General features: G+C 50.5%; 13 protein-coding genes. 7 read left to right on the top strand and 6 right to left on the bottom strand.

Annotated features, from left to right (window positions below; genetic code table 11):
* Positions 1 to 63: 63 nt before the first annotated feature.
* On the top strand, positions 64 to 1,704 hold the full coding sequence (locus GY634_RS11585; protein ID WP_242683701.1) for an ABC transporter permease: 1,641 nt from the start codon (positions 64 to 66) through the stop codon (positions 1,702 to 1,704).
* 6 nt (positions 1,705 to 1,710) lie between these two features.
* Positions 1,711 to 2,499, top strand: a complete 789-nt coding sequence (locus GY634_RS11580; RefSeq protein ID WP_166408702.1) for an ABC transporter ATP-binding protein — start codon at positions 1,711 to 1,713, stop codon at positions 2,497 to 2,499.
* Positions 2,500 to 2,512: 13 nt separating this feature from the next.
* On the opposite strand, the gene GY634_RS11575 is transcribed toward GY634_RS11580, so the two are convergent.
* From GY634_RS11575 to rph, 5 genes are all read right to left on the bottom strand, one after another.
* The gene (locus GY634_RS11575; RefSeq protein ID WP_166408701.1) at positions 2,513 to 3,412 is read right to left on the bottom strand and encodes a dihydrodipicolinate synthase family protein; all 900 of its coding nucleotides are present in this window, start codon (positions 3,410 to 3,412) and stop codon (positions 2,513 to 2,515) included.
* Positions 3,413 to 3,482: 70 nt separating this feature from the next.
* Positions 3,483 to 4,895: a type I glutamate--ammonia ligase gene (glnA, locus tag GY634_RS11570; protein ID WP_166408700.1), complete on the bottom strand. Its 1,413-nt coding sequence runs from the start codon at positions 4,893 to 4,895 to the stop codon at positions 3,483 to 3,485.
* A 136-nt stretch (positions 4,896 to 5,031) separates the two neighbouring features.
* The gene (hemW, locus tag GY634_RS11565) at positions 5,032 to 6,240 is read right to left on the bottom strand and encodes a radical SAM family heme chaperone HemW (protein ID WP_166408699.1); all 1,209 of its coding nucleotides are present in this window, start codon (positions 6,238 to 6,240) and stop codon (positions 5,032 to 5,034) included.
* Positions 6,240 to 6,848: an RdgB/HAM1 family non-canonical purine NTP pyrophosphatase gene (gene rdgB, locus GY634_RS11560; RefSeq protein WP_166408987.1), complete on the bottom strand. Its 609-nt coding sequence runs from the start codon at positions 6,846 to 6,848 to the stop codon at positions 6,240 to 6,242. Before rdgB ends, hemW begins: the two co-directional genes overlap by 1 nt.
* 21 nt (positions 6,849 to 6,869) lie before the next feature.
* The gene (rph, locus tag GY634_RS11555) at positions 6,870 to 7,601 is read right to left on the bottom strand and encodes a ribonuclease PH (protein WP_423227303.1); all 732 of its coding nucleotides are present in this window, start codon (positions 7,599 to 7,601) and stop codon (positions 6,870 to 6,872) included.
* A 90-nt stretch (positions 7,602 to 7,691) separates the two neighbouring features.
* Here rph and GY634_RS11550 point away from each other — a divergent pair, with 90 nt between their 5' ends.
* Positions 7,692 to 8,615: a YicC/YloC family endoribonuclease gene (locus GY634_RS11550; RefSeq protein ID WP_166408697.1), complete on the top strand. Its 924-nt coding sequence runs from the start codon at positions 7,692 to 7,694 to the stop codon at positions 8,613 to 8,615.
* Between the two features lie 324 nt (positions 8,616 to 8,939).
* Positions 8,940 to 9,893, top strand: coding sequence for an NAD(P)-dependent oxidoreductase (locus tag GY634_RS11545; protein WP_166408696.1), 954 nt, complete (start codon positions 8,940 to 8,942; stop codon positions 9,891 to 9,893).
* Between the two features lie 84 nt (positions 9,894 to 9,977).
* Here GY634_RS11545 and GY634_RS11540 read toward each other — a convergent pair whose 3' ends face one another.
* On the bottom strand, positions 9,978 to 11,036 hold the full coding sequence (locus GY634_RS11540; RefSeq protein ID WP_166408695.1) for a DUF1176 domain-containing protein: 1,059 nt from the start codon (positions 11,034 to 11,036) through the stop codon (positions 9,978 to 9,980).
* Positions 11,037 to 11,347: 311 nt separating this feature from the next.
* On the opposite strand from GY634_RS11540, the gene GY634_RS11535 reads away from it, so the two are divergent.
* From GY634_RS11535 to GY634_RS11525, 3 genes are all read left to right on the top strand, one after another.
* Positions 11,348 to 12,430 (top strand): porin, encoded by a 1,083-nt coding sequence (locus GY634_RS11535; protein WP_166408694.1) that lies wholly within the window; start codon positions 11,348 to 11,350, stop codon positions 12,428 to 12,430.
* A 76-nt stretch (positions 12,431 to 12,506) separates the two neighbouring features.
* Positions 12,507 to 15,422 carry a xanthine dehydrogenase family protein molybdopterin-binding subunit gene (locus GY634_RS11530; protein ID WP_166408693.1) on the top strand — a complete coding sequence of 972 codons (2,916 nt, stop codon included), beginning with the start codon at positions 12,507 to 12,509 and terminating at the stop codon, positions 15,420 to 15,422.
* Positions 15,419 to 15,665: 2Fe-2S iron-sulfur cluster-binding protein (locus GY634_RS11525; protein ID WP_341352827.1), on the top strand; the 247-nt coding region annotated here is incomplete at its 3' end. The genes GY634_RS11530 and GY634_RS11525, both read left to right, overlap by 4 nt.

Genomic DNA, 15,665 nt, shown 5'->3' with positions numbered 1-15,665 from the left:
CACACACAACAGGCCATTGCTGCAGAGCAATGGCCTGTTGTTGCGTCGCGCTCCCCGCTACGCCTGTTTTTCCAGAAAAATGGTTGGTTACTGGTATCACTAGTTATCGCCGCCATCGTGATTGCCCCCGTAGGCATGTTGTTCTGGGAATCATTCGGCGCTGTAGACCACTGGGTACACCTGATCGACTATGTGTTACCCGGCGCATTTCTGAACACTGTATTGTTGTTGGCGGGGGTTGCCGTCTTAGCTGGCTGCCTTGGTGTAGGGGCGGCATGGTTAATTACCGCCTACGAATTTCCGGGCCGCCGCGTGGTGTCGTGGGCCCTACTACTGCCACTGGCCGTACCCACCTATATAGTCGCGTTTGCCTATCTGGATTTGCTTCACCCTATAGGGCCTATACAAGGCTTTATACGTGACATATTGGGCTATACCAGCCCTAGGCAGTTCCGCTTACCTGATTTGCGCTCCTTACCAGGCGCTATCTTCTTATTAGGCTTTGTGCTCTACCCCTACGTGTATTTGAGCACCCGAGCCATGTTTGCCACCCAAGCAGCTAGCCTTATCGAGGCTGCGCGTATTTTGGGCGAAAGCCGACGATCGGTGTTTTTCCGCGTGGCATTGCCCATGGCCAGACCTGCTATTGCGGTAGGCTTAAGCCTCACACTGCTGGAAACACTCAACGACATTGGCGCATCGGAATTCCTTGGTATTCAAACCCTAACGGTTTCCATCTACTCCACATGGGTGACTCGCTCCAATCTGGCTGGTGCCGCACAAATAGCACTGACCATGCTGGTTATGGTGGTTAGCCTGATTTGGATTGAGCGTATGGGACGCCGCCATCAACGCTACAGCAGCAACCAACGCTCGCACCCTGTGCGTCCGCAAGCCCTTAAGGGACTGTCAGCGGTGATTGCCTGTGCGCTGGGCTGGGCACCTATTGTCATAGGCTTTGTTGCCCCCGCCCTCTACCTAATCAACGCCAGTATTAAATACCTAAACCTGAATGGGACAGTATCGGCTCAGTTGTTAAACAGCGCGTGGAACACCTTAAGTTTGGCGCTTATCGCTACTGCCGTCACCCTTGTTGCTGGGCTGATTCTAGCGTGGTCAGCACGAGGTAATCACCATCAACACGGACATCGTGCATTGCCTAATATTTTGGCTGGTGTGGCGTCTATAGGCTATGCCATCCCCGGTACGGTACTCGCCATTGGTCTGCTAGGCCCCTTAGTCTTTGTAGATGGCCTCTTAAACCGCATAGGGCAACTGTGGGGTGCTCCACAACAATTAATTTTGATGGGCTCAATGGGAGCGCTTATCATTGCCTATAGCATTCGTTTTCTGGCCATATCATCAGGAAGCTTGCAAGCAGGTCTATCGCGCATTCCGCCTTCGCTAGAGCAAGCCTCTAGACTGCTAGGCGAAAGCGCCAGCGGTACCTTGCGACGTGTGCACTTACCCCTTCTTCGCCCAGCCATTGGTGCGGCCGCGTTATTGGTGTTTGTGGATGCCATGAAAGAGCTACCAGCTACCTTGCTGTTACGTCCCATGAACTTTGATACGCTGGCAACTTGGCTTTATGCTGAAGCAGCCCGCGGCACATACGAAGAAGGTGCTATTGCGGCATTAGCCATTGTGGTGGCAGGCTTGCTACCCGTGATTTTGCTTGCTCGCACTCAATTCAAAAACCATTAATTCCTCATGACTGCTTTTCTGCGTTTAGAACACCTGTCCATTAGCTATCCCGCACCCGAAGGGAGAAAAACGGTAGTTGATGACTTAAGCTTGTCGTTAAACCAAGGACATATAGGGTGTTTATTAGGCTCATCCGGCTGCGGTAAAACCACGGTATTACGCAGCATAGCCGGCTTTGAGCCTTTGCAGACGGGCAGCATACACTTGGGTAACACCTGCCTCTCTACGCCTGAGCAAATCGTGCTCCCTGAGCATCGCAATGTAGGCATGATGTTTCAAGACTACGCCCTATTTCCCCACTTAACCGTGGCGCAAAATATTGCTTTTGGCCTACGTAAAGCCGAGAAAAACCACCGTCGTCAGCGCGTAGAGGAGATGCTGCAACTGGTGGATTTACCCGCCCACGCTAAACGCTACCCGCACGAATTATCTGGCGGCCAACAGCAGCGCGTTGCATTGGCGAGGGCCTTAGCGCCAGAGCCTTCTTTATTGCTATTGGATGAGCCGTTTTCTAATCTGGATATTGATACGCGCGAACGCTTAGCTTTTGAGGTGCGCGATATTCTGAAAACCGCTGGCTTAACAGCGTTGTTAGTGACGCATAACCAAGCCGAAGCCTTTGCGATTGCGGACCGTATTGGCGTCATGCACGAAGGCCGTATCGCCCAATGGGATACCGCTTACAACCTGCACCATAACCCTGCCAACAACTTTGTGTCGGAGTTTATTCGTCGCGAAGCGCTGCTGCATCAGCGAGCCCAAGCCTTCTTGCGTGGCAGCCCTTCGGACGATTAATTGCGTACCACGATCAGCTAGCCCACCCCTCAGGTAGCGAGGCCAACCACGCCGCTACTTTTGCTCGCTCTTCACCTTGTAAGCTATGCAAGGGCAACGGCAAACACGGACTTTGCGCTAGCCCCAGCAGTTCAGCCACGGCCGCAACCACTCGCACACTACCATGCTGTTTGAACAGCGCCCACAAGGGCTCCATCGCCGCAAACAGTACAGTTGCCTGATCGCTAGGCTGCTGACTTTCTACCAACAAACGTTTACACAACTGCGGCAGCAACCCACCCAAGACCGAATACCAACCATCGCAGCCAGCTTGCAACCCTAAGGTTGCCGCATGATCCCCGCTCACACCTAAACTGCACCCAACAGGTAAACGCGCTTTCAGTGCGGCCACACGTGCGCTAGCCTCTTCTACCGTACCGGTTAAGGCAGGGATTTTAATGGAAGCTACATGTGGCAAGGCAGACAAGGCGACTAATAACTCATCACTAAAGTGAAACTGCGTTGTACCGGGATTATCGTACACGCACAACGGCACAGACAGCTCTCGCGTCACCCGTTCAAACAAGCCATACACTTCATCGGGCTGCAGTTTTTGATACGACACTGGTGCCAGCAACACCGCTTTCGCACCAGCGTGTTGCGCGTCTTCGGAAAGACGTAATACATCACGGCTGCGTACAGCACCTATTCCACCCATCACGGGCACCGAGGCTGCCTGCGCCACCGCATGCTTGACCACCTGCGCTCGTTCTTCCCTGTTTAAGTAGGCATAACTGCCCGTGGAGCCCAGCACCGCAATCATGCTCACCTTGGCCTGCACCTGACGTTGAATCAAACGCTCAAAAGCAAGAACATCAATAGCACTGTCATTCAGTAACGGTGTTAAGGGAAAAGAAATCAGCCCGTCAAACATAAAAGTCTCCTGCCCACAAAGAAAAAAAGCCCCTGCCATGCAGACAGGGGCTATGTAGCCATAGTGAAGCTTATAGGCTGTAGTACATATCGAATTCAACAGGGTGAGGTGTCATGCGCAGGCGGTTCACTTCAGCTTGTTTCAACTCGATGTAGGCATCCAGCATGTCATTGCTGAACACGCCACCACGAGTCAGGAACTCGCGATCGTTATCTAGTGCTTCCAACGCTTGTTCCAACGAACTACATACGGTTGGGATTTTTGCATCCTCTTCCGGTGGCAAGTCGTACAAGTTTTTGTCGGCAGCATCGCCTGGGTGAATGCGGTTCTGAATACCGTCTAAGCCAGCCATCAACATGGCAGAGAATGCCAAATATGGGTTAGCCATTGGGTCTGGGAAACGCACTTCTACGCGGCGAGCTTTAGGGCTGCTTACGTAAGGAATACGAATAGATGCCGAACGGTTACGTGCCGAATAGGCCAACTTCACAGGGGCTTCGTAGTGAGGTACTAAGCGTTTGTAAGAGTTAGTCGTTGGGTTAGTAATCGCGTTCAGTGCACGTGCATGCTTGATGATACCGCCGATGTAGAACAACGCCATATCAGACAAACCACCGTAACCATTACCTGCGAACAGGTTTTGGCCATCTTTCCAGATGGATTGGTGTACGTGCATACCCGAACCGTTGTCGCCCAAAATAGGCTTAGGCATAAAGGTTGCTGTTTTACCGTACACATGTGCCACGTTCATGATGGTGTACTTCATGATCTGGTTCCAGTCGGCACGCTGCACCAGAGTAGAGAAACGGGTACCAATTTCCAACTGGCCGCCGCCGCCCACTTCGTGGTGGTGCACTTCAACTGGCACACCCTGCTGCTCCATCAACACGCACATTTCAGAGCGCAGATCGTGGAAACTATCAACAGGAGGTACTGGCGCATAGCCGCCTTTTACGCGCAGGCGGTGGCCTAAGTTATGACCATTCAATGCAGCCGAGGTAGACCATGGTGCGTGTTCGGCACCAATTTCCACCATGCAGCCGTTCATTTGATCGTCCCAACGAATGTTGTCGAAAACGAAGAATTCTGGTTCAGGGCCAAAGTAAGCCGTATCACCCAAGCCACTGGCTTGCAGGTAAATTTCAGCGCGTTTGGCCAACGAACGTGGATCACGATCGTAACCATTCAAATCGGTAGGTTCTGCTACATCACACGTGATAATCAGCGTGCTTTCTTCGCGGAATGGATCTAAGCGGGCAGAACTTGCGTCTGGCAGCAACAGCATGTCGGAGCATTCCACTCCTTTCCATCCAGGCAAAGACGATGCATCGAACGCTACCCCCCCTTCTATGCGCTCTTCATCAAAGCTGTGCGCTGGCACAGTCAGGTGGTGTTCACGGCCCAGCGTATCCGTGAAACGGCAGTCGACGAAGGCAACATTACGTTCAGCAATGAGTTTGACCAGCTCTTCGGGGGTAGACATTATGACTCCAGAATAAGGCTAAAAAGCAGAGATAAAGACCACCTTACAGCACGCCCGTGCTGCAAAGGGCCTGTTTTATTGTAATTCAAGGGCTAGGCAGCCGTTAAAAAAACCTGCAACAACAACAGGAAAACAACTACTGATCGTGTAAAAATTCCGCTTGCAGATCATTTAGGAAACGCCACCCCATTTCTGAGGCACGAATACGCAGTGGATCGTCTGCCAGTAAGCCCTTATCGCGACAGCGACGCAACGCCGGCAACACAGAGTTTAGTGGCAATCCAGTATGCTCTTCGTAGAGCCCAACGGGCACGCCTTGTTTTAAACGTAACGCATTCAACATGAACTCAAACGGCACGTCCTGAAAAGCCACGCTCACATCTTCGGCTAAGTGACTACCATCGCGTTTTTCGGCCGCTTCCATCCACGACTGCGGGTTACGTAACACGGCACGACGCACAATCCTATCGGGAAACGACAGTTTGCTGTGCGCCCCAGGGCCTATGCCTAGATAATCCCCGAACTCCCAATAGTTCATATTGTGTCGGCTACGACGACCAGGTTTGCTATAGGCAGAGATTTCGTATTGCTCAAAACCGTGCTCTTGCACCGTTTGGATCATCGCATCTTGCATTGCCGCACTTTGATCTTCGTCTGGCAGCGTTGGCGGATACTTTGCAAAGACGGTATTGGGTTCTAGCGTCAGGTGGTACAGCGATAAATGCTCTGTGCCGAAACTAAGGGCTTGCTGTACATCCTTAATGGCTAGCTCGGGCGTTTGCCCGGGTAAAGCAAACATCACATCCAAGTTGACACGCTCTACGGCCTGCTGCGCCATCTCTATCGCTTGCCGTGCTTGCTGACCATCGTGAATACGGCCTAATGCCTTCAACGCCGCATCATCAAAACTTTGTATACCTAGCGAGATACGGTTCACACCGCTTTGCGCATAGGCTTTAAAGCGTGAGGCCTCTGCCGTGCCGGGGTTGGCTTCCAAAGTAATTTCTGCGTCGGGCAACAATGGTAAATACGCCCTAATCATCGACAGCATGGCATCTACCGTTTGCTCGGACAGCAAACTAGGGGTTCCACCACCGATAAACACAGAAATCAACTGACGTCCCCAGATTAAAGGCAACGCCTGCTCTAAATCTGCGCGCAATGCCGATAAATACTGTTCTTCAGGCAGCGTCTGGGGTGCTTTGTGCGAATTGAAATCACAGTACGGGCATTTACGCACGCACCACGGCACATGCACGTACAGCGCAAGCGGTGGCAACGTGCTAAATCTGAACTCATCCGCTTTGCGTGGTTGAACGCGCTGCAAAGGCTGAATGGAGATCATTACTTCGTCCACCCTTCATGCTGTAGGCGTTGCAGCAATTGCTTCAGCGCAATGGCACGGTGGCTCACACTGTTTTTTTCAGTTGCACTGAGTTGGGCGGCTGTCTTGCCTAAATCTGGCAAAAAGAAGTGTGGGTCGTATCCAAAGCCGTTTTCGCCTTGAGGTTGATCCACGATCTCGCCTTCCCAGAAACCTTCACAAATGATAGGACAGGGATCTTCCGCATGACGTACAAACACCAGCAACGCCACATAGCGGGCATCACGCTGCGACACACCTTGCAGCATAGAGACTAGATGAGCATTATTCGCCGCATCCGACTTCTCGCCACCCGCCATTTTTGCAAAACGTGCCGAGTACACTCCCGGCGCGCCGTTTAAGGCCTGCACCGATAACCCCGAGTCATCCGCCAACGCTGGTAGCCCCGTTAACTTACTTGCATGCCTAGCCTTAGCCAGCGCATTTTCCACGAAGGTATGAAAAGGCTCATCTGCCTCAGGAACACCCAGTTCACCTTGAGCAATCATCTGCAAGCCAACGGGTTCCAGCATCGCTGAGAACTCACGCAATTTACCGGCATTATTCGATGCCAAAACCACTTTATGCAGTGCCATGTTTACCCTACTCGTTTATGCACGCTCTACCGCTGCACGTTGTGCACGGTGTAATTGTTGAATACCTGCTTGCGCACTGTCTATCAACGCATTTAACTCTTGGCGGCTAAAGGTATTACCTTCTGCTGTACCCTGAATCTCTACCAACTGATCCGCATCGGTCATAACCACGTTCACGTCTGCATCACAACCAGAGTCTTCTTCGTAGTCTAGGTCCAGCAGCAAACTGCTGCCCAGCTTACCTACTGAGACCGCTGCCACTTGGCCTGTTAGCGCCTGCTCTAGACCCGCGCGTTTTAATGCAATCGCCAACGCCACCCACGCACCAGTAATACTGGCACAGCGCGTACCGCCATCTGCTTGCAACACATCGCAATCCAAATGCACTGAGCGCTCGCCCAACGCCTTCAAATCCACCACAGCGCGCAAACTGCGACCAATTAAACGTTGAATTTCTTGCGTACGGCCACTTTGTTTGCCCCGCGCCGCTTCTCTATCCATACGAGTATGCGTAGAACGAGGCAACATGCCGTATTCAGCCGTTACCCAGCCTTGTTCTTTGCCTTTCAAAAAGCCGGGCACTTTGTCTACTAAACTGGCCGTACACAACACATGCGTATCGCCGGCTTTAATCAGTACCGAGCCCTCAGCGTGTTTGCTGAAATTCACCTCAAACTCTATGCTGCGCAATGCATCATGCGCCCGCGCGGCATGACGTTCGTAATTCTGCAAACCTGACAACTTGATTCTCCTACTGATTTAGACGACTTCGCCCGAAGACGCTATTAGAACAGGCTACAATACCCTAATTCAAGCTCACACACGGTACCTTATCCTATGATCAGCAGTATGACCGCTTTTGGCAGCGCGCGCGCCGAGTCGGAACTAGGCAGTATCACCATTGATCTGCGCAGCGTCAACAACCGCTACCTAGACCTGAATCTACGTATTCCTGAAGAATTACGCTTTCTGGAATCACAGGTACGTGAGCGCCTAAATGAATCCCTACAGCGCGGAAAGATTGAACTGCGCCTATCTTTCCAAAAGAACCTGCTTATACAAAAAAGTCGCCTAGACCCAGCCTACCTAGAAAAACTAGCCGCTGAACTAGCTCTAGCCCGCAGCTTCATCCCCGACACTCCTGCCCCTAAACTGCAAGAATTGATGCAGTCGCAGCAGCAAGAACAAACCCAAGAAAAAGCCGAACAGTGGCAAGCGACTTGTTTAGAAGCCTTGGGGCAAGCCCTGCAAGACTTCCAAGCAGCCCGTTTGCGTGAAGGCGAACGCTTGGCTAAAGACATGCTGAGCATCTCGGAAGACATACAACGCATCGTTGAAGAGGTTGAGCAGCACATTCCACAAATGCTGCAAGACCAGCAAAACAAAATCAGCGAGCGCCTACGAGAAAGCATTAGCGCAGCCCACCCAGAAGGCTTTAGCCATATTTCTGGTGAAGAACTGTCAGCCCGTATCGCTCAAGAAGCCTCATTGTTTTCCTTGCGCGCCGATGTGGCAGAAGAACTCACTAGACTGCGCTCACATCTAAAAGAACTGCAACACATTCTGCAAGGCAAAGACACAGGCAATAAACGCCAGCGTAAAGGCAGTAGCGGTAAGCGCTTGGACTTCCTGTTCCAAGAAATGAATCGCGAAGCCAATACACTGGGCTCTAAAGCCGGTGCGTTGAGCGTGACGGAAGCGGCGATTGATTTGAAACTGCTTATTGAGCAGATGCGTGAGCAGGCGCAGAATATTGAATGAACTACATTAACAATAAAACTCAATACTCTGATTTTTAAATTCTTAGAGACCTCACATATTTAAATATACCCACCACTAATATTTTTATTTAGGTGGGTATATTTATCTTTGAGGTCTAGCCCTTACAGTACCCACAGTAAGTACTTTTTGTACGCACCACTGCAAGCCGAAGCCTTTTCGGCCGTGGTGTACAATCCTGCCCTAGTATCCTAACTTACAGCTTGCAGCTACCTTTAGCTTAGCTCATCTTGGCACTCCAATTATTGACGGTTCGTGTCTCTAATTAAAGAGGCCAATGAATGCAGTCATAAACATGGAGGAAAAATGAAAATTGTAATCTTAGAATCTCTAGGAATTAGTGACAGCGAATTTAGTGCTATATCACAGCCTTTAAAAGATAGCGGCCACGATTTAACTGTCTATAAAGACGGAAATTCTGATATTGCAACTCTGAAATCAAGAGTGAAAGATGCAGAAATTCTCGTGCTGGCTAATATGCCGCTTAGTGCAGAGGTCATTGATGCAGCAGAGAAATTAAAATATATTTCTGTCGCCTTTACTGGCTACGATCATATTGATCTAGATAAATGTAAAGAAAAAGGCATTCAAGTCTCTAATGCTGCCGGTTACAGCACTAACTCTGTTGCCGAACTAACGTTTGGGTTAATCATCGCACTACTGCGTAATGTTGTGGCTCTGGAGAAAAAACTCAGAGAAGGCGGCACAAAGCAGGGCTACAGACAAATAGACCTAAAAGGTAAAACAGTAGGCATCCTAGGTACTGGCGATATTGGTAGTGCCGTAGCTGAGTTAGCCTTAGCTTTTGGCTGTAAAGTCATTGCGTACAACCGTAGTGAAAAATCAGCGCTGATCAACAAAGGCGTAGCGTATCAATCCTTAGATGAGGTGCTACAGGCGAGCGACATTGTGACCATCCACATGCCGTTAACTGCTGATACCAAAGGCTTAATTGATCAAAGCAAGCTGGCCTTGATGAAGAACAGCGCTTTTTTAATCAACACCGCTGTAGGCCCTATTGTTGATAATGCCGCATTGGCTGAAGCGCTGCACAACGGCACCATTGCAGGTGCTGGTTTAGATAGAGTCGATATGGAACCTCCTGTTCCCGCCGACTACCCTATCCTCTCTGCCCCCAACACGGTTCTTGTCCCCCATATTGGCTTTGCCACCGAAGAGGCTATGACCAGAAGAGCCCAAATTACGGTTAATAACATTCGTAAGTGGGAACAAGGTGAGCAGGAAAATATCGTTCTTTAAAGCACGCCAACACCAAGCGGTGCTAGTGTGCCATACAGCACCCAAATGAATACAGGCCATCTATGATGGCCTGTGCTTTTTAAGTTACTGTTCTACCACCTCAGTAACATGCAAGGGGATATCCCAAGCCCCTCCCACACGCATCATCATGCAGCGGCCTGTGTCACCCCTCTTGCTCGACACAAACTCTGTACCATTCCACACCCATTCGTCATAGCTCCAACAGTCGCCCAAGCCACGTCCTTTCATACCGGATGAGATGACGCCGTTGTCGTAGCCGTTTGCACTATCGCTTACCAAGACTGGGGCTGACTGCATATCGTTGTTGATTTCAAAATAGGCATCGCCACTGTTGTAAGCGGCTAGCCAACATGACACAACCACTAGCGAGCGTTGTTCGTCTAAGCGCGCTATTTCCAAAGGCTCTGCCAATCTCTCTTCACTACAAAAGGTCTCTGCATCGGCACCAAGCGCCTGCAAAATTACTGGTCTAAAAACAGCCTCTTCCTGTGTGTTCATTTGACGTAGATATTTATCTATTACTGGTGCTTTAGCAATCACAAGGATCGCTATGGGCGCTTTAACAGTGGACTCGCTGTTCTTACCTTTGCGAAGAATGGCTCCAGGGGTATTTACTCGTCCCTGTACATCGTCCATCTTGAGTAGCACAGCGCTAGATCCTGCACCAGACAATGAGTAGTCGTCGTCATTTTCTCTAAAAGAAATAGGCTTATCTTGTTTTAACGCGGTAAGGAACTGAGCTAGCTGGGCCTCGCTCATCTGCCAAGATTCGTCTCCGGCAAAGCTTAACGCCCCGGCTGCACGGCCAGCAATGATGAGTTCGGGAGTAGAACCCTCTTGCCATTCATCATCACCGTAATGAGCCAACATGACCCTATTTGTCACGGGTTCATTGCTACCCGCCTTGCGAGTGAGCAACACAGATGCCCCTTCTTCTTCAGCAATCGCACCATAGCCTACTGCTCTACAGGTTAGCGTGTTGTCGCACGTGAGGTCCCAGTCTTTGTGAGAAAAGCCCCCAGCGACACTCTCTGCTGCGACCGCTCCACCAGAAAGTGCCAGCACCATCACGGCTGCTGGAATGGCAAACAATGCGCGGCTATGTTGTTTCTGTGAATTCATTTCCCACTATCCCTACGATTAAGCATTATTCAATCTGTTGGGCAACATTCTATCCAAATTCGTAAAACCATGTAGTTTCGTGACATGACTGAATACGACGAAAACACTGCGATTCAGTGCTTGTATCTTGCGTCGCCAAATATCAACACAATAATTAAAATGTGTAAAAAGGATTCTAAAACATTTCAGTAGTGGCAGACTCATAAGATATCGTATTCCGTCTACTATTTTCATTCTGTGTAATAGCGCATTCATTACCCAAAGATGAAACACTACAACTAAAACTCAGCAAAACACAAAGGGACAAACTCGTGAAAAAAACACTACTCACCATGACACTACTCATGGGTGCCTCGGCTGTTGCACAAGCAGAAACCTCTGTCACGCTATACGGCACTATAGATACTGGTATAGGCTACCAATCCTTTAAAAACCGCGACACTGGCGTCAAAGCCTCGCAAACAGGCCTCTTTAATGGCGTATGGTCCAGTAGTTCCTGGGGATTAAAAGGCAGTGAAAATCTGGGTAATGGCTTACGTGCCATTTTCAAACTAGAAAGTGGTTTCAATGTGCTAACCGGCGAATCTTCTAGTGATCGTTTATTTAAAACCACCACACTAGGGCTTAGCAGTGATGATTGGGGTAGCCTAAATTTCGGTCGTGTTGGCAACGCTATTCAAGACTACGCCAGTTATATTGCTGGCCCAGACGATGAAGAAAATCTGTCTGATATTACTAATACCTTTAGTGCTGCAGGTTCTAATAAAGCGGACAATACTGTTGTCTATAAATCGCCTACCTTTGGTGGAGTCGACTTTTCTATTGGTTACTCCTTTAATACTAAAGGTCAACAAAGCTGGAATAGCAGCGAGAACACCAAACTCATCACCTCTGCCATCGCCTATTCCAATGGCCCATTAAGCCTATCCGTAGGCTATGACCGTTTGCAATCCAAAGACTGGGCCAAAAAAGTACATTCATGGGTCGCCATCGCTGGATATGACTTTAGTGCTTTGCAACTTGGCCTAGCAGTGGGTCAGGATATTAATGGTAGGCAGTCTGGGTTTGGCTCCTATGCCCCCTCTTCTGACTTCACTTTTTGGAATTCCGGCTACACCAAAGATTTCAAAACCACCAGCTTCACCATTAACGCCACCGTGCCCATTACGCCTGCCTCAAGCGCCATGGTTGGTTGGAGCGTTTCTCGTGCCAGCAGCGCTTTCAACAACGCCTACGACTTAGATAAACGACAGCAGAACATTTATAGCGCGGGCTATTCCTACAACTTATCCAAACGCACAACCTTGTATGCCTTAGCAGGTTACGCCACCGGGTTTGCTTTCCAAAACGTTAGAGGTCAACAAGTCATCGTGGGATTAGATCATAACTTCTGATTGTCATGACTTCATGTATTTAGGGGCTGACATGCATAACAAAGTAGCCCTACCTCACGCTCAGGAGTAGGCGGTAATGAGTACACATCACACTGGATTTTCCCGTAGGGACTTCATCAAATTAGGTACGGTAGGCGGCATCACCCTGCTTCTGGGGCGTTTACCTACAGCACATGCGCTAGAGGTGAACTCAGGCGTTAGCTCTACCGACTGGATTGGCCGCGACGGTAAAGCCAAGTTTCGTTGGGATGCGATCCGCAAGGTAACGGGCCAAAAGAACTTCTCTTTTGATTTCCGCGCACTGGACCTACCCGGTTGGCCTAAGCAACAAGGCTATGCCTTTATGTTGAAGGCCACCGATGCAGAACATCGCTTTGAAGGCGTAGACATTTCTATACTGGGCGATGCCCTGCAACCCGATAGACTGCTGCTACAAAAAGACTTAGCTGAACATGGTTTGGAAGCACCTAAAAGCATGGGTAAAGGCTTTTACGGTGAGCACATTCTGCTGCCCATAGGCGAAACTGCCCCTCTTTTAGGGCATCCGGTCGCTATACTGTTCTACAACGACTTTGACAGGTTCCAAGCCGCTAAGCGGTTATTGCGTTTTGACACCAATGTCGTTAAATACGGCGAATTCACGGGCCCTAAACCACCAGCCAACTACGGTGCGGGCCGCTTTGTGCGCATAGGCGGTGAAACCCCGTATGACCCACCTGCATTCGCACCTTTCCAGAACGGCTCCCTTAAAGGTGGCTTTCATGGCAACGAGGTCGTCTGGCCTCCCTTCCAAGCCGATCAAGACCTATTCATTCCTGAGGTCATTAAACGTAAGCGTGGTAGCGGGTTTGAGGACTCCTTACATGTAGTGGATCCTACCGTGCCTGAACAGGCCATGGATGCCGCTATGATCATTGCCGAGGACATAGAACAGGCCCGCAACAACCCAGACAAAATCGTGCTTGAGCGCCATGGGTTTTCGCAGTCTATTGACCCCTGTGCGATGGAACCTGATAACTGTACCGCTTGGTACGATGCAGAAACGCGTAGCCTGCATATTATGACGGCAACGCAGTCGCCTGCCGGTGTCGCCAGTGCCGCCGCTGCCATGGTGAAAGACAATACACAAGTGCCTGTTGAGCGCATCATTCTGCTCACAGGCTCTACAGTAGGCTACGGCTCTAAAGACTATTCTGTGTTCCCGTACTATGCGATTGTCGCCTGTTTGTACAGCGGCGGCGTACCGGTTCGGGTGGCCAACGATCGCTATGAGCAATTCCAGTTGGGCATGAAGCGCCACTCTATTGCCATGGACGTCACCATTACGGCTGATCGCAATACTGGCAAGTTTGAGATTCTAAAAGGCTTTTATAACTGTAACGGCGGCGGTAGAGAAAACCTGTCGGTGGCGGTTTCACACGTTGCCGCTCGTGGTGCGCAGTCGGTTTACTACTTCCCCAAATCAGACCTTGCCACCGTCGCTATGGCAACCCAAGCGGTAGAAGCGGGTTCTATGCGTGGTTTTGGTTCATTGCAATCCATGTCCATCACCGAAGTGATGGTGGACGAACTTGCCAACGAATTAGGCATTGATCCCATAGAGCTACGCCGTCGTAACGCGCTACGTGAAGGCGCACAAAACACCCAAGGCGGCGTGCAAGCTGGCGACCCTCGCATTGAGGAAATGCTGGATCTGGCCGCCAAACACCCCTTATGGGCTAATCGTGAAAAAGCCAAAGCCGAATTTGACGCTGCTAACCCCGGCAAACGTTATGGCGTGGGCTTTGCACAAGTTCAGCAGGTTTATGGCTCTAGCGGTGACCCTAGTCTTCTGGTACTGGAATTTGACAGTAACGGCTCGTTGAATATGCGGCATTGCGCCCAAGAGATCGGTACTGGCGCAACCACTGCACAGCAAGTGATGGTGTGGCAGGCCTTAGGCAAAGCACCCGACCACGTAGAATTTGGGGTAACGGAGTTCCCTGAACTACCGTTGACCAGCAATTGGGCTGATCAAAAGTTGCAGGACGAATACTCCAAAAAAGATCCGTATTGGGTACCGTCTATTATCCCAGACATGAGCTCGTCTTCCAGTGTGTATTACATTGGTTTTGCGACTCGCCAAGCCGCCCGTTTTTTACTCGAGTTCACGCTGTGGCCTGCTGCACGTGCTATCTGGAGCCAAGGCGCAGGCGGTGGCCCTATTTCCAGTTTGAATGTGCAATTTTCAGACCTTCGCATAGGCCCTGATGGCTTGGGTGGTGGTGGCATGAAACCCATTCCTTTTGAAGAGCTTGCTAAGAAAGCACATGAAATGGGCTTGATTACGGGTGTGGCGCTACATACCTTCAGTCGTTGGGAATGGGCTCGCGCAGAGTTTGACATTCCTGGCGTTGGTCTGCGTACTCTACCTATAGATGCCTTGGCGGTACGCTATGGTGATGGCGCACCAGAAACGCTGAAGCAACGCATGACCACGGCGGGATACGACTTTATCAAGCGTAATAGCGCCACCTACCCACCAACCCAGCGCAGTAGCGCAGGCCCAACTACTTATACGCCTGCCGCCTACATCGTAGAGCTGAACGTGAACACCTTTACAGGCCAAGTAGAAGTGATGAACCATCACTCACTGATGGATCCAGGCACCATGATTGTTCCTGAATTGGTATCTGGCCAATTACAGGGTGGCGCCGCTATGGGCATAGGCCATGCACTGATGGAAGAGCTCCCGCTTTACGAGGATGGCCCCGGTAACGGTACATGGAACTTCAACCGTTACACCCTACCCCGCGCTAAGGATGTAGCCGTATGGAAGCAAACCGCCGACTACCTTCCCCCCTTATCCGAGACCTCGCCACCTAAAGGCATGGCAGAGCTTGGCATGATTCCTGTAGTAGCTGCCATCAGCAATGCCATTACACATGCCGTAAACAAACGCTTTTACGAGTTCCCTATTACCCCTAAAAAAATCAAGGAAGCGCTGGCATGAGCTTAGAAAAACAACCCCTGACGCTCACGATCAACGGCAACAAAATCGGCCCAGTAGACGTGCCACTCGATATGCCCATGATCGACTTCCTGCATGAGCACCTAAACCTGACAGGCACCCGCTTTGGCTGCGGCCAAGGTATTTGCCACGCCTGTACCATCGTAGAAAATCACCCAGACGGCTCTACTACTGAGAGCCGTACCTGTGTGTTTAGCGCGCACTACTTCAACAACAAGTCCATTA

The organism is Paenalcaligenes suwonensis, from assembly GCF_011290505.1.
Classification (GTDB): Bacteria; Pseudomonadota; Gammaproteobacteria; order Burkholderiales; family Burkholderiaceae_B; genus Paenalcaligenes; species Paenalcaligenes suwonensis.
Note: the sequence above shows the minus strand (reverse complement) of the source record. Positions and strands in the feature narration are given on the sequence as shown.

Coding starts and splice junctions, on each gene's coding strand:
- GY634_RS11580 (WP_166408702.1), top strand. CDS start 1,711: ATGACTGCTTTTCTGCGTTTAGAACACCTGTCCATTAGCTATCCCGCA.
- GY634_RS11575 (WP_166408701.1), bottom strand. CDS start 3,412: ATGTTTGACGGGCTGATTTCTTTTCCCTTAACACCGTTACTGAATGAC.
- glnA (WP_166408700.1), bottom strand. CDS start 4,895: ATGTCTACCCCCGAAGAGCTGGTCAAACTCATTGCTGAACGTAATGTT.
- hemW (WP_166408699.1), bottom strand. CDS start 6,240: ATGATCTCCATTCAGCCTTTGCAGCGCGTTCAACCACGCAAAGCGGAT.
- GY634_RS11550 (WP_166408697.1), top strand. CDS start 7,692: ATGATCAGCAGTATGACCGCTTTTGGCAGCGCGCGCGCCGAGTCGGAA.
- GY634_RS11545 (WP_166408696.1), top strand. CDS start 8,940: ATGAAAATTGTAATCTTAGAATCTCTAGGAATTAGTGACAGCGAATTT.
- GY634_RS11540 (WP_166408695.1), bottom strand. CDS start 11,036: ATGAATTCACAGAAACAACATAGCCGCGCATTGTTTGCCATTCCAGCA.
- GY634_RS11530 (WP_166408693.1), top strand. CDS start 12,507: ATGAGTACACATCACACTGGATTTTCCCGTAGGGACTTCATCAAATTA.